The sequence below is a fragment of the Sphingobium sp. PNB genome (genome assembly GCF_019873065.1).
GTDB lineage: Bacteria > Pseudomonadota > Alphaproteobacteria > Sphingomonadales > Sphingomonadaceae > Sphingobium > Sphingobium fuliginis.
This window is the reverse complement of sequence record NZ_JAINEZ010000003.1, coordinates 96,941-115,316: the sequence shown is the minus strand read 5'-3', so window position 1 is coordinate 115,316 and position 18,376 is coordinate 96,941. Positions and strand designations below refer to the sequence as shown.

The following is an 18,376-nucleotide window of genomic DNA, read 5'->3' as shown; positions in this document are numbered from 1 at the left end:
AGCATGACGCCGCCATCCTGCGCCGGCCGCCGCTCCATGGAAACGATCCGGCTTTGCCTCGCATATTTTGATACAAATTTTGCCACGCCCATAGTTTGCAATTGCGAGTCGTTCGCGTTATGCAGCCTGCCTCATCTCCCACAGGACTCGTCCCGCTTCCGATGCACGCCCCCGCCCGCACCCAGCCGAACAACAGGAAGAAGAGCCCGAAGGCCTTCTGGCTGAAGCAGCTTCATACCTGGCATTGGGTGAGTTCCGCGATCAGCCTGATCGGCCTGCTGCTGTTCGCCTTCACCGGCATCACGCTGAACCACGCCGCCGATGTCGAGGGTTCGCCGCAGACGGTGACCAGGTCGGCCACCCTGCCCCCCGCCTTGCTGAAGCAGGTCGCGGCGGACGAGGCGCCCGACGCCAAGAGGCCCCTCCCCACCCCGATCGCCCGATGGGTGAAGCAGGAAATCGGCCAAAGCGGCGCGGGCGAAGCGGAATGGTCGGCGGACGAGGTCTATCTTGCCCTGCCCCGCCCCGGCGGCGACGGCTGGGTATCGATCGACCGGCATAGCGGCGAAGTCACCAGCGAGGCGACGAGCCGGGGCTGGATCAGCTATCTCAACGACCTGCACAAGGGCCGCAACGCCGGCAATATATGGAAGTGGTTCATCGACATCTTCGCCGTCGCCTGCTTCCTCTTCGCCCTCACCGGCCTGCTCCTGCTCTGGCTCCATGCCAAGAAGCGCCCGACCACCTGGCCGCTGGTCGCCGCGGGCCTCGCCATTCCGGCCGTCCTGGCCATCATCTTCATCCATTAAGGGGGAGTTCTTCACCTCATGCAGATCAGCCACAAGATCGTCCTGACCGGCGCGGCCATGGGCGCCAGCGCCGTCGCCATGCCCGCCACGGCCCAGACCCTGGACGTCACGCTTGCCCTGCCGCGCCTGTCGGTGGCGGAATATCACCGGCCCTATGTCGCGATTTGGCTGGAGAAGGAGGGCGCGCCCGCCCGCACCCTCTCGGTTCTCTACGATGTCGACAAGCGCAACAATGGCGGCGTCAAATGGCTGCGCGACATTCGCATGTGGTGGCGCGCCTCCGGCCGTTCGCTCGCCCTGCCCGCCGACGGCATTTCCGGCGCCACCCGCGCGCCCGGCACCCATAAGCTGAGCTTCACCGCCGGCAAGGGCGGCATGCCGGTCCTGACCCCCGGCAAATATATGCTGGTGGTGGAGGCTGCGCGTGAATCCGGCGGGCGCGAGGTGGTTCGCGTGCCGCTCAACGTAACGGCGGCCGGGGCCAGAGGCAGCGCCGGCGGCCAGTTCGAACTGGGCGCGGTCAGCGCCGTGCTGTCGCGCTGAGGAGGGAAGCCATGATGACGTTCCGCAAGACGCTGTTGCTGCTCGCCGCCACCGCTGCCATGGCTCTGCCGCAAATGGCGGGCGCCGCGCGGCCCTGGATGCTGCCTTCCGAAACCATGTTCGCCGGCTCCGGCAATGAGTGGCTGACGGTGGACGCCGCCATTTCCAGCGATCTCTATTATTTCGACCATCCGGGGCAGGACTGGCAGCCGGTCGTGACCGCACCGGACGGCAGCACGGCGCAGGTGGAAAACCGCGCCATCGGCAAGCTGCGCCAGACCTTCGACCTCGGCATCAGGACCAAGGGCACGTACAAGATCGCCATCGTCAACGAGATGCTGATGGGCAATTACATGCTGAACGGCGAGCGCAGGATGCTGCCGCGCGGCACCACCGCCGCGACGCTGGCGACCGCCGTGCCGCAGGGCGCGACGGACGTGCAGACGGCAACGGCGCGCACCCGGATCGAAACCTTCGTGACGGCGGGCGAGCCGGACCGAAAGGTCTTCACGACCACGGGCAAGGGGCTGGAGATGGTGCCCGTCACCCACCCCAACGACCTTGCCGTGGGCGAAGCCGCCACCTTCCAGTTCCTGTTGAACGGCAAGCCCGCGGCAGGGCTGGACGTGGTCGCCATCCCGGGCGGCGTCCGCTACCGGTCGGACCTCAAGCAGATGGATGCGAAGACCGATGCCGAAGGAAAGGTCAGCTTCACCTGGCCGGAAGCGGGCATGTATTGGGTCAGCCTCAGTTCCGGTGGGCGGCGCGGACCGGGCGGCGAAGGCCCCGGCGGTGCGCCGGGCGCAGCCGGGCCCCAGGGCCAGCCGCAGGGTGAAGGCGGGCCCCGTCCGCCCATGGGCCCGCCCCAGGACCGCGCCACCTATGCCATGACGGTGGAGGTGCAGGGCTGACCGCCCGCCCGATCCGCATCGCCATCCCGCCCTGCCTCTCGCCCGACCTGTTCGAGCCAGACAAGAAGGCGGGCAGGATCAACGACTTTGGCGGTCCGACCATGGGCACGAGCTGGTCCGCCCGCATCGTCGACGCCCCGCCCGGCAGCGCGGCGGCGATGGAAACGGTGCTGGGCCGCATCATCGCGCAGATGAGCAATTGGGAAGCGGCTTCCGCCATCAGCCGGTTCAATGCCGCGCCGGTCGGCCAATGGATGCCGCTGCCCGGCGAAATGCTGACCGTGCTGCGCGCCGGGCTGGAGATGGCCCGGCTGTCGGGCGGCGCGTTCGATCCGGCGGTGGGCCGGCTGGTGGCGAAATGGGGCTTCGGTCCGGACGGGCTGACGGGCCTTTCCGAAGGCCCCCATCATCCCTCGCCCTGGACCGCCATCGCGATCGAGGGCGACCGCGCCCGGCGCACGGCCGACGTGACGCTGGACTTTTCAGGCATCGCCAAGGGCTTTGCCGTGGATGCAATGGCGGCCGCCCTGCGCGGCCTCGGCGCTGCGCATTTCCTGGTCGAGATCGGCGGCGAATTGCAGGGGCAAGGGGTCAAGCCCGACCTCCAGCCCTGGTGGGTGGACGTGGAGGCTCCGCCGGGCCTTGCGCTCCCTACGCTCCGGATAGCGCTATGCGGCCTGTCGGTCGCGACATCCGGAGACTATCGCCGCTTCCGCCAGGAAGGCGGCGTCCGCCTTTCCCACAGCATGGACCCCGCCACTGGCGCGCCCATCACCAACGATGTGGCTTCCGTAACGGTGCTCCACGAAAGCGCGATGCTGGCGGACGCCTGGGCGACCGCGATCACGATAATGGGGCATGAACGTGGCATGGCCCTCGCCACACGGCACGGCATTGCCGCATGCCTGATCCGGCGGGTTGATGATCGCGGGCAGGAATATATGACGCCTGCCCTGGCCGCGATGCTGGATTGAACCCGAACGGGTGGCGAGCGGAGGATCTGCCCCGCACGCCTGCGAAGGCAGCGGCTTGGCGTGCTGGCAGCGGCGATTTGGCCACCAAACCGCGTCTCAACCCAAAGCGCGCCTCGACAGCCGAGTATCGATAGGCCAAAGGCGAGCGCATGATCGCTGCCATGGCTTCCCTTCTCTTCGTGCTGATCTGGTCGACCGGCTTCATCGTCGCGCGGGCGATGGTGCCGCATGCCGCGCCGGAGCTGGTCCTGGCCGTGCGGCTGGCGCTGACGACGACCTTGCTCGCCGGGGCGGCGCTCTATGCGCGGCAGGCGCTGCCGCGTGGACGGCGGCTGGGGCTGCATCTGGCGGCTGGCGCGATGCTGCATGGCTTCTACCTGACGCTGAGCTGGTGGGCGGTGAACAACGGCATGCCGGCGGGCGTCATGGCGCTGCTGGGTTCGCTGCAACCGCTGATGGTGGCGGTGGCGAGCGTCGCCTTTCTGGGCGACCGGCTGCCCGGACGCGCCTGGGTCGGTCTGGCGATCGCGATCGGAGGGGTCGGTTGCGTGCTATTGCCGGCGATCGAGCGGTCGGGCGCCGGATCGATCGCGACAGGACCGGCTCTCGCCGGCGTGCTCGCCGTGCTCGGCATGGCGGGGGGCACGCTGATCCAGCGCGGATCGATAGCAGGCGACGGCATCGCGATTTCCGGGGCGGTGCAGAATGGGGGCGGCGCGCTGCTCGCCATCGCGGCCACGCTGTTCGCCGGGGAATATCGCTGGGACGGCACGCCTGTGCTGTGGATCGGCCTTGCCTGGTCGGTGCTGGGGCTGTCGGCCGGCGGACTGTCGCTGCTGGTGTGGCTGGTGCGGCATCAGGGGCCGACGCGCATGTCGATGCTGTTGCTGCTGGTGCCGCCGCTTGCCGCGGTCGAGGCATGGCTGCTGTTCGGGGAACGGCTGGGTCCGGTGCAGCTCATCGGCTTCGGGCTGGCGCTGGGTGGGGTGATGCTGGGCCGGTCGACGCAACCGACGCGCAATCAGGACATCGCCGAACCGGCCTGAACTCAGCCCTGCCTTTCCCGCAGCCGTTCATGGTGGCGGATGACCTCATCGATGATGAAGCGCAGGAATTTCTCGGTGAAATCGGGGTCCAGATTGGCATCGGTAGCAAGCTGGCGCAGCCGGGCGATCTGGCGTTCCTCCCGGCCGGGATCGGCGGGAGGCAGGTCGTGGGTCGCCTTATGCTCGCCGACGGCCTGGGTGATCTTGAACCGCTCCGCCAGCATGAAGACGAGCGCCGCGTCGATATTGTCGATGCTCTCGCGATAGCGCTTCAGGGTCTCGTCCACTTTGGTCCTCCGCAGAGCATCGCCGGCGAAAATGGACGCGGGTTTTGCGCCCTGACGATGCGTCGATCAAATATCGCGCGCTTTTTGCCGCTTCCGGACGCCCGTGCAAGCTATTCCCGCTTGCCTTTAGCATTTTGCGCCGCCACATGGCGCTTGTCATGACAGCATCCGCCACCGGCAATGTCCACCCCATCGGCCGCGCCAGCAGCGCGCCTTCGCTCGCCCCCATGATGGCGCTGGTCGCCGAGGGCATGAATCAGGTGAACGCCGTCATTCTGGACCGGATGCAGTCGCGCATTCCGCTGATCCCGGAACTCGCCGGGCATCTGATCGCGGGCGGCGGCAAGCGGATGCGGCCGATGCTGACGCTCGCCTGCGCCGATCTGGTCGGTTATGCCGGGTCGCGCCATTACAAGCTGGCCGCCGCGGTCGAATTCATCCACACCGCAACCCTGCTGCATGACGATGTGGTCGACGGATCGGGGCTGCGCCGGGGCCGCAAGACCGCCAATATCATCTGGGGCAACAGCGCCAGCGTGCTGGTGGGCGACTTCCTCTTTTCCCGCTCCTTCGAACTGATGGTCGAGGCGGAATCGCTGAAGGTGCTGAAGATCCTCTCCAACGCGTCCGCCGTGATCGCGGAGGGGGAGGTCAACCAACTCACCGCCCAGCGCAAGATCGACACCAGCGAAGAGCAGTATCTCGACATCATCGGCGCGAAGACCGCTGCCCTGTTCGCCGCCGCCTGCCGCATTTCCGCCGTGGTCGCCGACCGCACCGAGGCCGAGGAGCAGGCTCTGGACGTCTATGGCCGCAACCTCGGCATCGCCTTCCAGCTTATCGACGACGCCATCGACTATGAATCGGACGGCGCGACCATGGGCAAGGATGCGGGAGACGATTTCCGTGACGGCAAGGTGACGTTGCCCGTGATCCTCGCCTACGCCCGGGGTTCGGAAGATGACCGCGCCTTCTGGAAGCAGGCCATTGCAGGCAACCGGGTGAGCGACGAGGATCTGGCGCATGCTACGGGCCTGCTGCGCAAGACGGGCGCAATCGCGGATACGCTGGCGCGGGCGCGGCATTATGGGCAGAGAGCCGTCGATGCGCTGGGCATGTTCGACAATGGCAAGGCCAAGGCTGCGCTGACCGAAGCGGTCGGGTTCGCCATCGCGCGGGCTTATTGAGGGTCTGGCAGGCCGGTTCGTTTCCATCGTCGTGTTCCTGCGCAGACAGGTGCACTTAGCGCTTCCTTCCGCCAAGACCTCCTGCCGATCATGATCCCTTCTCCTGAAACCATCGCCTTCCTCATGGCCGCCGCGCTTATGGCGGGATGCATCGACGCAATGGCGGGCGGCGGCGGGCTGATCGCCCTGCCTGCCTTGCTCGCTGCCGGAATCCCGCCCGTTCCGGCGGTCGCCACCAACAAGCTGCAATCCTCGCTCGGCACCTTCGGCGCCTGCGTCGCCTATGCGCGGGCGGGACATATGGATCTGAAGGCCTATCGCTGGCCGATATTCGCCGCCTTCGCAGGATCGGTCGGCGGGGCGTGGCTGGTGCAGCGGGTCGATCCATCCATCCTCGCGGGGCTTATGCCTGTGCTGCTGATCGCGCTGGCGGCCTATTTCACCTTTTCGCCCAAGATGAGCGAGATCGACCGGCACCAGCGCATCGGCATGGTGCTGCTGAGCCTGCTGATCGGCGTCATCGGCTTTTACGACGGCTTTTTCGGACCGGGTGCGGGCGCCTTCTACACCAGCATCTTCATTGCGCTGGGCGGCCTGGGCCTCGTGCGCGCCACCGCGCAGACCAAGGCAGCCAATTTCGCCAGCAACCTCGCCGGCCTGCTCACCATGATCGCGGGCGGGCATGTGATCTGGATCGTCGGCCTTGCCATGGCGGTGGGCAGCATCGCCGGCGGGCAGATCGGATCGCGCCTCGCCATGCGCTTCGGCAGCCGCCTGATCCGGCCGCTGCTGATCGTCATGTCGCTGGCGCTGACGGCGAAGATGCTGCTCGATCCTGAAAACCCCATTCACGCGCTGCTGTTCGGCTGATCCTTGCACTCGGCCGGGAATGGCGCGAGAGGGACAGCCATGACTGCCCTGCCCATCGATGCCGTGCTGCCCGACCTGCTTGCCGCCCTGCGCGAAGGCAGCAACGCCGTGCTGGTGGCGCCGCCGGGCGCGGGCAAGACGACGGCAGTGGCCCCGGCGCTGCTGAACGAACCCTGGTGCACCGGGCAGGTGCTGCTGCTCTCCCCTCGCCGGCTTGCGGCCCGCGCGGCGGCGGAACGGATTGCCGAACTGATGGGCGAACAGCCCGGCGGCACGGTGGGCTATGCGACGCGGATGGATTCGCGGATGTCGGCCCGGACCCGCCTGCTGGTCCTGACCGAAGGCATTTTCGTGCGGCGGATCCAGGACGATCCGGAGCTTTCGGGCGTTTCCGCGGTCCTCTTCGACGAAGTGCATGAGCGCAGCCTGGACAGCGATTTCGGACTGGCGCTGGCGCTGGACGCCCAGGGCGCGCTGCGGCCGGACCTGCGGATCGTGCCGATGTCCGCCACCCTGGACGGGGCGCGTTTTGCCGCGCTGCTCGCCCATGACGGGAAGGACGCGCCGGTGGTGGAGAGCGAAGGCCGCATCCAGCCGCTGGAACTGCGCCATGTCGGACGCGCTGCCGAAAAGCGGATAGAGGATGCAATGGCGGCCACCATCCGCCGGGCGCTCAACGAAGAGGCGGAAGGCGACCTGCTCGCCTTCCTGCCCGGCGTGGCGGAAATCGAACGGACGGCGGAACGGCTGGAGGACGCCGGGGCGGAGGTTCACAAACTCCACGGGTCGCTCGATCCGGCGGCGCAGCGCGCGGCGATCCGCCCCTCGCGGGAGGGACGGCGGAAAGTCATCCTCGCCACCTCCATTGCGGAGACCAGCCTGACCATCGACGGCGTGCGGATCGTGGTCGACAGCGGGCTGGCGCGGCGGCCACGCTACGACCGGGCGGCGGGGGTGACGCGGCTGGTGACGGAGCGGGCGAGCCAGGCGGCGGCGACCCAGCGGGCGGGGCGGGCCGCGCGGCAGCGGCCGGGTGTCGCCTATCGGCTATGGGAAGCGGCTGCGACGGCCGGGATGCCGCCCTTCGACCCGCCGGAAATATTGGAGAGCGACCTGTCGAGCCTGATGCTGGACTGCGCGCTTTGGGGGGTGAGCGATCCGGGCGAGCTGCGTTGGCTGGACCCGCCGCCCGCTGCCGCCGTGGCGGAGGCGCGCAAGCGGCTGACGGTGCTGGAAGCGCTGGACGAGGATGGACGCATCACCGCCCATGGCAAGACGCTCGCCACCCTGCCGCTGGAGCCGCGCATCGGCCATATGCTGGTGCGGGCAGGCGAAATGGGTTTGGCGGAGATCGCGGCGGAGGTTGCCGTGCTGCTGGGCGAGCGGGGAATCGGCGGACAGGACACGGACCTGTCGCAGCGGCGGATGCGCTGGCGGCGGGAAAGCGGCAAGCGCGCCGATGCGGCGCGGGCGATGGCGAAGCGATGGGCGAAACTGGCCCCGACGGATTCATCCGGCGCAATCCCTGTCAGTGCGGCGGGAGGCCATGAAACCGGCCTCTGCCTTGCCCTCGCTTTCCCGGACCGGGTCGCAAAGCGCCGCTCCGCGGACGGAGCCGATTGGGCAAGCGTCGGGGGACGCGGCTTCCGGCTCGACCCGCTCAGCCCCCTGGCGCGGGAGGAATGGCTGGCGGTGGGCGAAGTGCAGGGCAGCGCCGCGGGCGCCCGCATCCTTTCCGCCGCGCCGATCGGCGAGGCGGAGGTGATCGACCTGTTCAGCGCTCGCGTCGCGGAACACCGCACCGTGCGCTTCCGGGCCGCCAATGGCGGGATAGAGGCGCTGCGCGAAAGGCGGCTGGGCGCGGTGCGGCTCTCTTCCGGTTCCGACGACCGGCCCGATCCGACCGCCGTGGTCGCCGCCCTGACCGACGGCGTGCGGCAGGGTGGGCTGGATCTGCTTCCCTGGTCCGACGCCGCGCGGTCGCTCAGGATGCGCGCCGCCTTTGCCGGGGTGGAGGCGCTGTCAGATAGCGCGCTGATGGAAACGCTGGACGAATGGCTGCCCCCGCTGCTGCAGGGCAGGCGCCGCCTTTCCGACATCGACCGTTCGCAGCTTTCGGGCGTGCTGGAAGGGCTGATCGGCTGGGACGGGAAGCAGCAGGTCGACCGGCTGGCCCCGCCCGAATTCCGTTCCCCCGCCGGCAGCGGCCATGAGATCGACTATGCGGCGGAGGGCGGCCCCCGCGTCGAACTGCGCGTCCAGGCCCTGTTCGGCCTCAACGAGCATCCGGTGGTCGGCAGCGGGCGCATTCCGCTAGTCCTCTCCCTCACCTCGCCGGCCGGCCGGCCGATCCAGACGACGCGCGACCTGCCGGGCTTCTGGAAGGGCAGTTGGAGCGCCGTGGCGAAGGAGATGCGCGGCCGCTATCCCAAACATCCCTGGCCGGACGACCCGGCGGCCGCCGGCGCCACGCTGCGCACGAAACGCGCCGACGCCAAGGGGAAGCCTTGACTTCGATCCAGTCGCTGGTGCAACGCAACCCGATCTTCCCTCAGGAGTCTCTATCGCGATGAGCGCGCGCATCTATCAGATCCAGAAGAACGCCCTGCAGTCCGGCAAGGCGCTGACCCGCAAATGGGTGCTGGAATATGTGGCGGCCGAAGCGAAGAAGCCCGATCCCCTGACCGGCTGGGCGGGTTCCGGCGACACGAAGCAGCAGATCAGGCTGACCTTCTCCTCGGAGGAAGCCGCCCGCGCCTATGCGGAGCGGGAGGGGATTCCCTATACGGTCATTCCGACCGCGCCGAAGACGCTGAAGATTCAGGCTTACGCGGACAATTTCCGCTAAGCCGCCCGGCAGGACAGGCCTGCGCCTTCAGCATCACCTGAGCGCCAGATCCGCTATCAACGCCGCGAAACTCGCCACCACGCCTGCCAGAAACAGCCGGTAGGCATAGCCCAGCCAGCGATATTTCCGCCGCTGGAGCACCTGCCCGTTCTGGTACATGTCGCGCAGCATCGCCCGGCACAGCGCGTCGTCATCCGCGACAAGCCGCATCATCCGATCGCTGAACTCCGCTTCGCCGAGGCTGGTGAAGACGCCGAAGAACAGGAGATTATCCCCCTCTCCCACGCCGCCGCGTGGCTGGCTCACGCTCGGCAGCACCGCCAGGATCGCGCAGGTCGCGGCCAGGAACACGCCCACCGCCAGCACCGCCACCGGCCAGACCAGCGCGCCCGAGCGCAACTGCGCCACGCAAAGCGTGAAGATCACCATCGACGCGCCGATCAGCATGTTCGCCTTCTGGTCGGCCATCTGGCTGAGTTGCATATTGGTCTGCACCGCCGTGCGCAGCAGGTGGATCGCATTGGGCACCGGCGCATTCGCCCCATCGGCCATAGTCCCCCCTTCCCCTTTTTTCGCGACAGTCATGCCCGATTGCCGCCTTATTCCCTTGCCAAAGAGCGACGCTTGAGGGCAAAAGCCGCTCTTTCACGGAAAGCACCACGGATAATGACGGATCGCCAGCCAATTTTCGACAGCGTTTTGAGCCAGATCGCGCCTTTCAACAAAAAGGGCGTCGAACTGACCGAAGCCACCACCTTCGCCGGCGATCTGGAATGGGACAGCCTGACGGTGATGGATTTCGTCGCCGCGATCGAGGATGAGTTCGACATCATCATCACCATGAACATGCAGGCCGAGATCGAGACCATCGGCCAGCTCGTGGACGCCGTGGCGAAGCTGAAGGGCTGATCCGCCTGAGACTTTAACCGCCGTTCGGGCTGAGCGAAGTCGAAGCCCTTTGCTGAGCCAAGGCGAAGCATGGAGCCGCGGCTCCGCTCGGCAAGAAGCTTCGACTTCGCTCAGCCCGAACGGTTTTGGGACGATTGAGACAATGACCGACGCCACGCAAGCCCGCGACCTTTTCTCCAAATTCGATGCCCTGATCGCAGAGCGCGAGGCGCTGCTGGCGACCGGCGTGCGCGATCCCTTCGCCATCGTGATGGACGAGGTGAAGTCCCCGACCCAGGCGGTGATCAAGGGGAAGGACACGATCCTGCTCGGCACCTATAACTATATGGGCATGACCTTCGACCCGGACGTGGTCGCCGCGGGCAAGAAGGCGCTGGACGACTTCGGCGCTGGCACCACCGGCAGCCGCGTGCTGAACGGGACCTATCAGGGTCACAGGCAAGTCGAGGAAGCGCTCAGGGACTTCTACGGCACCAGCGGCGCGATGGTCTTCTCGACCGGCTACCAGGCTAATCTCGGCATGATCTCCACCCTCGCGGGCAAGGGCGACTATGTCGTGCTGGACGCCGACAGCCACGCCTCCATCTACGACGGCTGCTTCCTGGGCGATGCGGAGATCGTCCGCTTCCGCCACAACAGCGTCGAGGATCTGGACAAGCGCCTGGGCCGCCTGCCCGCCGACGCGCTGAAGCTGGTGGTGCTGGAGGGCGTTTATTCGATGCTGGGCGACGTCGCCCCCCTGCCGGACATGGTGGCGGCGGTCCGCAAGCATCCCAATTGCATGATCCTGGTCGACGAGGCCCACGGCATGGGCTTTTTCGGCCCCAACGGCCGCGGCGTCTATGAGGAGCAGGGCGTCGAGAAGGATGTGGACTTCGTCGTCGGCACCTTCTCCAAGTCGGTCGGCACGGTGGGCGGCTTCTGCGTCTCCAACCATCCGAAGTTCGAGGTGCTGCGCCTCGTCTGCCGTCCCTATGTCTTCACCGCGTCCCTGCCGCCCAGCGTCGTCGCCACCGCCGCGACGTCGATCCGCAAGCTGATGCATGCGGGCGAGAAGCGCGCCCATCTGTGGAAGAACAGCCAGCGGCTGCACAAGGGCCTGACCGACCTCGGCTTCAGGCTGGGCACGGAAACGCCGCAATCCGCGATCATCGCCGTCATCCTGACCGACCAGACGCAGGCGGTCGCCATGTGGCAGGCGCTGCTGGAACTGGGGCTCTACGTCAACATGGCGCGCCCCCCGGCAACTCCCGCTGGAACCTTCCTGCTGCGCTGCTCGCTTTGCGCGGAACATAGCGATGAACAGGTCGGCCAGATCATCGCGATGTTCGAGGCCGCGGGCAAGGCGACGGGGGCGATCGGCTGATCGCGCCTTCCCGTCGCCGCCGCGACCGGACGGGCATTTAACGCGACGGAATTTGCGGCGAAATCGGAACCTTTCACCTACGGCATTTCTCCATTAATATTGTTCATCTAGTGTAACTGTCGATGGCGGACGGGTTTTTCATGGATGAACATGCGACAGGGTGGCGAGCGTTCGTTGCACGCTTCCTGCCGCTGGTGCTCGTCGTCCTGCTGGTGGGTTCTCTCGGCACGCTGCTCTACAGCGCCAGCCATGCGGCCCGCGACCATGAGCGCGCGCTGAAGGAACAGCGCCGCAGTTTCGAGATCATCGCCCTCGCTCGCGCGTTCGAGGCGAAGACCGCCCGCGCCGAAGTGACGCTGGCCCGCTATGTCATCAGCCTTGACCCCGATACCGGCCGCCTGTTCCAGGACCAGTGGCGCACCGCCGCAAGCCAGCTCAAGACGCTGAACTACACCACCCGCCATTCCGACTGGCAGCGCGGCAATGTCATGGCGTTGCAGGCGGCGTTCGACCAGCGCGGCAAGACGCTGAGCGAGATCGGCCTGCGCACCACCTACGACCAGAAGATGGCGGCGCTCGCGCAATTCCATCAGGCGGGCAGGTCCCGCGACCTGATGCGCATCACGGCGCTGCTGGACCGCGTCATCCAGGCGGAGAATGCCCGCTTGCAGGAGCGCAGCCAGGCCGTGTCGCTGGCCGGGGATCGCAACGCCTGGTTCGGCAAGACATCGCAGCTTTTCGGGCTGGTGCTGCTCGTCTGCGTGCTGTTCGCGCTCTGGTTCGCCAATGCCGCCTATAGCGAGCGGCGCAATGCCCGCAGGCAGGCGGATGACGAGGCGGAGCGCGCCGACCGGCTGGAGGAGGCCGTCGCCACCCGCACCGCCGAATTGTCGGACGCCTATGAACGGCTCAAGAAGGAGACCGCCGAACGCGCCGCCGCCGAGGAAAATCTGCGCCAGATGCAGAAGATGGACGCCGTTGGCCAGTTGACCGGCGGCATCGCCCACGACTTCAACAACATGCTGGCGGTGGTGGTCGGCGGTCTGGAACTCGCCAAGCGCAAGCTGCGGCTGAAACCGCAGGAGGCGAACCGCCATCTCGACAATGCGATGGAGGGCGCCAATCGCGCCGCCGCGCTGACCCGCCGCCTGCTGGCCTTCGCCCGGTCGGAACCGCTGCTGCCCAGCCCGGTCGATCCCGATGCGCTGGTGGCCGGCCTGTCCGACCTGATCGACCGGTCCATCGGGGACCAGATCACCATGGCCTTCGAAAATGAGGCGAAGGGCTGGCGGATCTTCGTCGACCAGCATCAGATGGAAAATGCGATATTGAACCTGTGCGTCAACGCCCGCGATGCGATGGACGGGCGGGGTCGGCTGATCATCAGGACAGGGCAGGCCGAACTCGCGCAGCATGAGATCGGGGAATGCGCCGGCGGGGAATATGTGACCCTGAGCGTCAGCGACGACGGCTGCGGCATGACGCCCGACATCCTCTCCCGCGTGTTCGAACCCTTCTTCACCACCAAGCCGGTCGGCAAGGGCACGGGGCTTGGCCTCAGCCAGATTTTCGGCTTCGTGCACCAGAGCGAGGGTGAGATCCGCATCGAATCCGAACCCGGCAAGGGCACTAGCGTCCACCTCTATCTGCCCCGTCATATCGGTGCGGAAGGCGAAGACGCGATGGATGCGTCTGCGCCGGACCGGGAACCGGTGCTTCACCCACCGATGCGCATCCTGGTGGTTGAGGACGATCCGCGCGTCCTCAACCAGACGATGGCGGCGCTCTCGGAACTGGGCCACCTGCCGGTCGCCTGCGATCATCCGTCGAAGGCGGCGAAGCTGCTCACCAGCCATCGGGACATCGGCCTGATCGTCAGCGACGTGCTGATGCCGGACATGACGGGGCCGGAGATGATCCGCACCCTGCCCCCCATCTATGCGCATCTGCCGGTGCTGTTCGTCACGGGCTATGCTGGCGATACCGCTGAAAGCGCCGATTTCGGGGGTCATGAGGTGTTGCGCAAACCCTATACGCTGACAGGGCTGGCACAGGCGCTGTCGAATGCGCTCAGCGGATCGCACCACCCCGGAACAGCCGCGGCAGCAGAGTAAGCGCGCCGATCAGCGGCCAGCGGCGCTGCCAGGGCTTGATCTGGATAGCGGTGCCGGCGTGGCGGTTGATCTTCCAAGCCAGATAATCGATGCCGCCGGCATAGGTGAAGCTCGCCTTGGCGAGGCGGACGACCGACAGCCATTTGCCGCGCCTTTGCAGCCGCCGCCAGAGGGCGGCCGCCTGATCCGGCTCCGGCGACGGGGGCAGGCCCTGGGCCAGCGCGGCTTCCCCGAAGCGCCGGTAACGATCCGGATCGGCATCGACGATGGAAAGGGAGCGGCCCTTGCGCTCGGCCCGCAGTTCCGCGCCATAGGTCAGGGTGAAGCCGGTCTTCCACAGCGACAGCGCGTCCTGCTCCCGCACCATCGGGCGAGCGAGCGAAAGCAGCGTCGGCGCGGCGCCGGCAACGGCGGCGATGGCGCGCTGGCGGGCAAGGTCGTCCGCCGCCCAGAGCAGCCGCGCAGGCTGGGCAAAGCGCGCCCAGACCGACACATTGTCGGCGGCAGGGCTGTTGAGGCGCGCGAAGTCGGCCTCCGAAAGCACCGCATATTTGGCGATCAGGCCGTTATGTTCGAAGGGAAAGACATTGGGCGGGATCAGCCGGTTGGCGGCCGCGAGCCAGCGCTTTCCATAAGCGGCGCGATAGTCGGATACGATCAGGTAGAAATCCAGCATCAAGCCGTCGAGATTCTCCTCCCGCAGGCAGGAGCCGTAGAAGAGCACCGCCCGCGAAGCGTCGGGATATTGGGCCGCCAACGCGCCCGCCATCGCCGCCGCGCGCGGATCGGCGGGCGCGGCCAGTTCGGCGGTGACGAGGGAGAGGAGAGTGTGGGGCATCGGTCCTTGGGCTCCCCCCTTCGCAGGAGCGCGGCAGTCTTTCAATCCCGCCGCCGGAATATCAAGGACAGATTGTTCGCGGGCATTTCGACCAGTCGCTGAAATGCCAGCCCCTCGCCCTCCGCAATCGCAATGACATCCTCGGCCCGACGCAGGCCCCACTCGGGATCGCGCGCCCGAAGGGATGCGTCGAAGGCAAGATTGCCTGGCGCGGTTTCGACATCCTCCCGCAGATAGGGCCCATAGAGATAGAGCAGGCCACCCGGCGGCAGCGCGGCCCCCGCCGCCTTCATCAAACCGAGCGTCGCTTCCCAGGGGCTGATGTGCACCATGTTGATGCACAGGATCGCGTCCGTCCTTTCCACCGGCCAGCCGGCGCTGGCATCGAGCCTGAGTGGCCGACGCACATTGGGGAGCCCCGCTTCCTGCCGCCACGCTTCTATGGATGCCAGCGCAGCCGGATCGGAATCGCTCGGTTGCCAATCGAGCGCGGGCAGGGCGGCGGCGAAGTACATCGCATGCTCGCCGCTGCCGCTCGCCACTTCCAGCACCAGGCCGGAGGATGGCAGTTCCTCCCGAAGCACCGCCAATATGGCGTCGCGATTGCGCTCCGTCGCGGGGGCGTGGCGCTTGCCCGCGGCGGCGAGGCCGGAACCGGGTTCCCACGGCTCCGGCCCGTCCGTCATTCGGCCGCTTCCGCCAGCGCCGGCTCGGTCCATGTGAGGACCGGCTTGCGCGCAGCCAGCGTTTCGTCCAGGCGGCGGCGCGGGGCGAAATAGGGCGCGCCTTTCAGCGCCTCGTCACCTGCCTTGGCGCGTTCGGCCAGGCTGCGCAGCGCCAGGATGAACTGGTCGAGCGCGGCCTTGCTCTCCGTCTCCGTAGGTTCGACCAGCATCGCGCCATGCACCACCAGCGGGAAATACATGGTCATGGGGTGGAAGCCCTCGTCGATCAGCCCCTTCGCGATGTCGAGCGTGGTGAAGCCTTCCGCCAGCCCCTTGTCACTGAACAGCGCCTCATGCATGCAGGGGCCGCTGCCGCCGAAGGGCGCGTCCAGCACATCGTCCAGGCTGCGCAGGATATAGTTGGCGTTCAGCACCGCATCGCTGGCGACCTGCCGCAGGCCGTCCGCGCCATGGCTGAGGATGTAGGTCAGGGCGCGGGTGAACATGCCCATCTGGCCATGGAAGGCGACCATGCGGCCAAAGGTCTGGCCGTGATGGTCTTCCGCCGTCTCTTCCTCGACCAGCACGAATTTGTCGCCCTGCTTTTCGACGAAGGGCAGCGGCGCGAAGGGGGCGAGCGCTTCGGACAGCACCACCGGGCCGGAGCCGGGACCGCCGCCGCCATGCGGCGTGGAGAAGGTCTTGTGCAGGTTGATGTGCATCGCGTCGACGCCCAGATCGCCGGGGCGGACCCGCCCGACGATGGCGTTGAAGTTCGCGCCGTCGCAATAGACGAAGGCCCCGGCGGCATGCACCGCGTCGGAGATCGTCTTCATGTCCCGCTCGAACAGGCCGCAGGTATTGGGATTGGTGATCATCACCGCCGCGACGTCGGGGCCGAGGCGGCCCTTCAGCGCTTCCAGATCGACCCGCCCGTCCGGTGTCGCCGGAATATCCTCGACCTTATAGCCGCAGAAGGCGGCGGTCGCAGGGTTGGTGCCATGAGCGCTTTCCGGCACCAGGATGACGCTGCGCGCATCGCCCCGCGCTTCCAGCGCCGCGCGGATCGCAAGCAGGCCGCATAATTCGCCATGCGCGCCCGCCTTGGGGCTCATCGCGACGGAATGCATGCCGGTCAGAGTCACCAGCCAGGCGGCCAGTTCATGGATCACCGCCAGCGCGCCCTGCACCGTCGATTGGGGTGCAAGCGGGTGAAGGTCCGCGAAACCGGGCATCCGCGCCACCTTCTCGTTCAGGCGCGGATTATGCTTCATCGTGCAGGAGCCGAGCGGGAACAGGCCAAGGTCGATGGCGTAGTTCTGCCGGCTGAGACGGGTGTAATGGCGCACCGTTTCCTGCTCCGACAGGCCGGGCAGGCCAATGCTGTCAGTGCGGGCCAGATCGCCGAGACGGCTGGCGACCTCCGGCGCTTCGGCAAAGTCGACGCCAGTTGTCTCGGTCGAGCCGATTTCGAAGATCAGCGCTTCCTCCAGCATCAGCGCACGGTTGCCCGTGGCGGTCGCGGGCGCGCTGTCGGCTTTGGTCAGAGCCTGCGGCGTGGTCGGCCGGCCTTCCTTGAGCATGGTCATGCCAGTTCCTCCTCCAGCGCCTTCGCGAAGATTTCGATATCCTCCACCGTCACGGTTTCGGTGACGGCGACGACCAGTCCGTTGCCGATTGCCGGCGCGTCCGGGAACAGGCGACCGAGCGAGACGCCGCCCAGCACGCCCTTGTCCGCCAGGTTGCGGACGACTTCGCGGGCGTCCTTCGACAGGATCAGGGTAAATTCGTTGAAGAAACTGTCGTTGAGCAGCGTGACACCGGGCACCTGGGCCAGCCGGTCGGCCGCCTGAACGGCCAGCCCATGGTTGAGCGCCGCCAGTTCCCGCAACCCCCTTTCGCCCAGCAGCGTCATATGGATGCTGAACGCCAGCGCGCAGAGGCCGGAATTGGTGCAGATGTTCGACGTCGCCTTTTCACGGCGGATATGCTGCTCGCGCGTAGAAAGCGTCAGCACGAAGCCGCGCTTGCCCGCCGCGTCCACCGTCTCGCCGCAAAGGCGGCCCGGCATCTGGCGGACATATTTCTGCTTGCACGCGAACAGGCCGAGATAAGGCCCGCCAAATTGCAGGCCGACGCCGATGGACTGCCCTTCCCCGACGACGATGTCCGCATCCATATGGCCCGGCGCCCTGATCGCACCCAGGGCGACCGGCTCGGTGACGACCGCGACCAGCAGCGCGCCCGCCGCGTGGGCGGCATCGGCGAGCGGCGTCAGGTCGGCGATGCGGCCAAGAATGTCGGGATATTGGACGACGACGCAGCTTGTATCCTTGTCGATCCCGGCGATCAGCGCGTCGATGTCGGTGGCGGCGTCCAGCGTCGGCGCCTGATGCACCAGCGCGTCGCCGGTGAATTTCGCCATGGTGTTGGCGACCGAGACATAATGGGGGTGCAGGCCGGAGGACAGGATCGCCTTGCCGCGCTTGGTGATGCGGCGGGCCATGCCGATCGCTTCCCAGCAGGCGGTCGACCCGTCATACATGGAGGCGTTCGCGACGTCGCAGCCCAGCAGGCGCGCCACCTGCGTCTGGAATTCGAACAGCACCTGCAAGGTGCCCTGTGCGATTTCCGGCTGATAGGGGGTGTAGGCTGTCAGGAACTCGCCGCGCTGGATCAGATGATCGACGCTGGCGGGGACATGATGCCTGTACGCGCCCGCACCCAGGAAGAAGGGCGCTTCCCCCGCCGACAGATTCTTCCGCGCAAGGGCCGCCATGTGGCGCTCGACCGCCAGTTCGCTGGCATGGTCGGGCAGGCCGGCGATCTTGTCCGAAAGGCGGGCCTCGGCAGGAACGTCCACGAACAGGTCGTCAATGGAGGACGCCCCGATGACGGACAGCATGTCCTGCCGGTCGGTGTCGGTAAGGGGTAGGTAGCGCATTTCACATATCTCCTCTCCCCTCCCCTTCAGGGGAAGGGCCGGGGGTGAGGACTATCCACCAGACG

At 67.2% G+C, this 18,376-nt stretch carries 18 protein-coding genes; 12 read left to right on the top strand and 6 right to left on the bottom strand.

From position 1 onward, the window contains the following. Nucleotides 1-161 precede the first annotated feature (161 nt). The 5 genes from K7W03_RS02120 (at nt 162) to K7W03_RS02100 (ending at nt 4,283) form a co-directional block, all read left to right on the top strand. Entirely contained in the window at nt 162-809 is a 648-nt protein-coding gene (locus K7W03_RS02120) for a PepSY-associated TM helix domain-containing protein (RefSeq protein WP_222885418.1), read from the top strand. 18 nt (nt 810-827) lie between these two features. Beyond that, a complete protein-coding gene (locus K7W03_RS02115) occupies nt 828-1,352 on the top strand; it encodes a DUF2271 domain-containing protein (protein WP_222885417.1) in 525 nt (174 codons plus the stop codon). 11 nt (nt 1,353-1,363) lie between these two features. After that, nucleotides 1,364-2,263 carry a DUF4198 domain-containing protein gene (locus tag K7W03_RS02110; protein WP_222885416.1) on the top strand — a complete coding sequence of 300 codons (900 nt, stop codon included), beginning with the start codon at nt 1,364-1,366 and terminating at the stop codon, nt 2,261-2,263. 101 nt (nt 2,264-2,364) lie between these two features. Beyond that, a complete protein-coding gene (locus tag K7W03_RS02105; protein ID WP_025549591.1) occupies nt 2,365-3,237 on the top strand; it encodes an FAD:protein FMN transferase in 873 nt (290 codons plus the stop codon). A 149-nt stretch (nt 3,238-3,386) separates the two neighbouring features. Beyond that, nucleotides 3,387-4,283, top strand: a complete 897-nt coding sequence (locus K7W03_RS02100) for a DMT family transporter (protein ID WP_222885415.1) — start codon at nt 3,387-3,389, stop codon at nt 4,281-4,283. A 2-nt stretch (nt 4,284-4,285) separates the two neighbouring features. Here K7W03_RS02100 and K7W03_RS02095 read toward each other — a convergent pair whose 3' ends face one another. Beyond that, nucleotides 4,286-4,570, bottom strand: a complete 285-nt coding sequence (locus K7W03_RS02095; RefSeq protein ID WP_025549589.1) for a chorismate mutase — start codon at nt 4,568-4,570, stop codon at nt 4,286-4,288. Nucleotides 4,571-4,728: 158 nt separating this feature from the next. On the opposite strand from K7W03_RS02095, the gene K7W03_RS02090 reads away from it, so the two are divergent. The 4 genes from K7W03_RS02090 (at nt 4,729) to K7W03_RS02075 (ending at nt 9,475) form a co-directional block, all read left to right on the top strand. Next, on the top strand, nt 4,729-5,757 hold the full coding sequence (locus K7W03_RS02090) for a polyprenyl synthetase family protein (protein ID WP_222885414.1): 1,029 nt from the start codon (nt 4,729-4,731) through the stop codon (nt 5,755-5,757). A 90-nt stretch (nt 5,758-5,847) separates the two neighbouring features. Continuing rightward, nucleotides 5,848-6,627 (top strand): TSUP family transporter, encoded by a 780-nt coding sequence (locus K7W03_RS02085; protein WP_222885413.1) that lies wholly within the window; start codon nt 5,848-5,850, stop codon nt 6,625-6,627. A gap of 39 nt (nt 6,628-6,666) precedes the next feature. After that, entirely contained in the window at nt 6,667-9,138 is a 2,472-nt protein-coding gene (gene hrpB / locus K7W03_RS02080; protein ID WP_222885412.1) for an ATP-dependent helicase HrpB, read from the top strand. A 58-nt stretch (nt 9,139-9,196) separates the two neighbouring features. After that, nucleotides 9,197-9,475 carry an ETC complex I subunit gene (locus K7W03_RS02075; RefSeq protein WP_025549586.1) on the top strand — a complete coding sequence of 93 codons (279 nt, stop codon included), beginning with the start codon at nt 9,197-9,199 and terminating at the stop codon, nt 9,473-9,475. Between the two features lie 33 nt (nt 9,476-9,508). Here K7W03_RS02075 and K7W03_RS02070 read toward each other — a convergent pair whose 3' ends face one another. Further along, nucleotides 9,509-10,027, bottom strand: a complete 519-nt coding sequence (locus tag K7W03_RS02070; protein ID WP_226869627.1) for a Pycsar system effector family protein — start codon at nt 10,025-10,027, stop codon at nt 9,509-9,511. A 114-nt stretch (nt 10,028-10,141) separates the two neighbouring features. On the opposite strand from K7W03_RS02070, the gene K7W03_RS02065 reads away from it, so the two are divergent. From K7W03_RS02065 to K7W03_RS02055, 3 genes are all read left to right on the top strand, one after another. Beyond that, the gene (locus K7W03_RS02065) at nt 10,142-10,384 is read left to right on the top strand and encodes an acyl carrier protein (RefSeq protein WP_044660120.1); all 243 of its coding nucleotides are present in this window, start codon (nt 10,142-10,144) and stop codon (nt 10,382-10,384) included. A gap of 142 nt (nt 10,385-10,526) precedes the next feature. Then, nucleotides 10,527-11,750: a serine palmitoyltransferase gene (gene spt / locus K7W03_RS02060; protein WP_025549585.1), complete on the top strand. Its 1,224-nt coding sequence runs from the start codon at nt 10,527-10,529 to the stop codon at nt 11,748-11,750. 122 nt (nt 11,751-11,872) lie between these two features. Beyond that, nucleotides 11,873-13,864, top strand: a complete 1,992-nt coding sequence (locus tag K7W03_RS02055; protein WP_025549584.1) for an ATP-binding protein — start codon at nt 11,873-11,875, stop codon at nt 13,862-13,864. On the opposite strand, the gene K7W03_RS02050 is transcribed toward K7W03_RS02055, so the two are convergent. From K7W03_RS02050 to gcvPA, 4 genes are read right to left on the bottom strand one after another with little or no spacing between them, the layout of a single operon-like run. Further along, complete coding sequence (locus tag K7W03_RS02050; RefSeq protein WP_222885410.1) at nt 13,821-14,702, bottom strand: hypothetical protein; 882 nt, start codon at nt 14,700-14,702, stop codon at nt 13,821-13,823. The genes K7W03_RS02055 and K7W03_RS02050 overlap by 44 nt on opposite strands. 41 nt (nt 14,703-14,743) lie before the next feature. After that, the gene (locus K7W03_RS02045) at nt 14,744-15,388 is read right to left on the bottom strand and encodes a DUF938 domain-containing protein (RefSeq protein ID WP_222885409.1); all 645 of its coding nucleotides are present in this window, start codon (nt 15,386-15,388) and stop codon (nt 14,744-14,746) included. Next, entirely contained in the window at nt 15,385-16,956 is a 1,572-nt protein-coding gene (gene gcvPB / locus K7W03_RS02040) for an aminomethyl-transferring glycine dehydrogenase subunit GcvPB (protein WP_044660124.1), read from the bottom strand. Before gcvPB ends, K7W03_RS02045 begins: the two co-directional genes overlap by 4 nt. Continuing rightward, nucleotides 16,953-18,311: an aminomethyl-transferring glycine dehydrogenase subunit GcvPA gene (gcvPA, locus tag K7W03_RS02035; RefSeq protein ID WP_025549580.1), complete on the bottom strand. Its 1,359-nt coding sequence runs from the start codon at nt 18,309-18,311 to the stop codon at nt 16,953-16,955. The genes gcvPB and gcvPA overlap by 4 nt, the downstream gene beginning before the upstream one ends. Nucleotides 18,312-18,376: the final 65 nt, after the last annotated feature.

What these genes read in the sequence shown, in the direction of transcription:
- K7W03_RS02120 (WP_222885418.1), top strand. Translation starts at nt 162, where the DNA reads ATGCACGCCCCCGCCCGCACCCAGCCGAACAACAGGAAGAAGAGCCCG.
- K7W03_RS02115 (WP_222885417.1), top strand. Translation starts at nt 828, where the DNA reads ATGCAGATCAGCCACAAGATCGTCCTGACCGGCGCGGCCATGGGCGCC.
- K7W03_RS02110 (WP_222885416.1), top strand. Translation starts at nt 1,364, where the DNA reads ATGATGACGTTCCGCAAGACGCTGTTGCTGCTCGCCGCCACCGCTGCC.
- K7W03_RS02105 (WP_025549591.1), top strand. Translation starts at nt 2,365, where the DNA reads ATGGGCACGAGCTGGTCCGCCCGCATCGTCGACGCCCCGCCCGGCAGC.
- K7W03_RS02100 (WP_222885415.1), top strand. Translation starts at nt 3,387, where the DNA reads ATGATCGCTGCCATGGCTTCCCTTCTCTTCGTGCTGATCTGGTCGACC.
- K7W03_RS02090 (WP_222885414.1), top strand. Translation starts at nt 4,729, where the DNA reads ATGACAGCATCCGCCACCGGCAATGTCCACCCCATCGGCCGCGCCAGC.
- K7W03_RS02085 (WP_222885413.1), top strand. Translation starts at nt 5,848, where the DNA reads ATGATCCCTTCTCCTGAAACCATCGCCTTCCTCATGGCCGCCGCGCTT.
- hrpB (WP_222885412.1), top strand. Translation starts at nt 6,667, where the DNA reads ATGACTGCCCTGCCCATCGATGCCGTGCTGCCCGACCTGCTTGCCGCC.
- K7W03_RS02075 (WP_025549586.1), top strand. Translation starts at nt 9,197, where the DNA reads ATGAGCGCGCGCATCTATCAGATCCAGAAGAACGCCCTGCAGTCCGGC.
- K7W03_RS02070 (WP_226869627.1), bottom strand. Translation starts at nt 10,027, where the DNA reads ATGGCCGATGGGGCGAATGCGCCGGTGCCCAATGCGATCCACCTGCTG.
- K7W03_RS02065 (WP_044660120.1), top strand. Translation starts at nt 10,142, where the DNA reads ATGACGGATCGCCAGCCAATTTTCGACAGCGTTTTGAGCCAGATCGCG.
- spt (WP_025549585.1), top strand. Translation starts at nt 10,527, where the DNA reads ATGACCGACGCCACGCAAGCCCGCGACCTTTTCTCCAAATTCGATGCC.
- K7W03_RS02055 (WP_025549584.1), top strand. Translation starts at nt 11,873, where the DNA reads ATGGCGGACGGGTTTTTCATGGATGAACATGCGACAGGGTGGCGAGCG.
- K7W03_RS02050 (WP_222885410.1), bottom strand. Translation starts at nt 14,702, where the DNA reads ATGCCCCACACTCTCCTCTCCCTCGTCACCGCCGAACTGGCCGCGCCC.
- K7W03_RS02045 (WP_222885409.1), bottom strand. Translation starts at nt 15,388, where the DNA reads ATGACGGACGGGCCGGAGCCGTGGGAACCCGGTTCCGGCCTCGCCGCC.
- gcvPB (WP_044660124.1), bottom strand. Translation starts at nt 16,956, where the DNA reads ATGACCATGCTCAAGGAAGGCCGGCCGACCACGCCGCAGGCTCTGACC.
- gcvPA (WP_025549580.1), bottom strand. Translation starts at nt 18,311, where the DNA reads ATGCGCTACCTACCCCTTACCGACACCGACCGGCAGGACATGCTGTCC.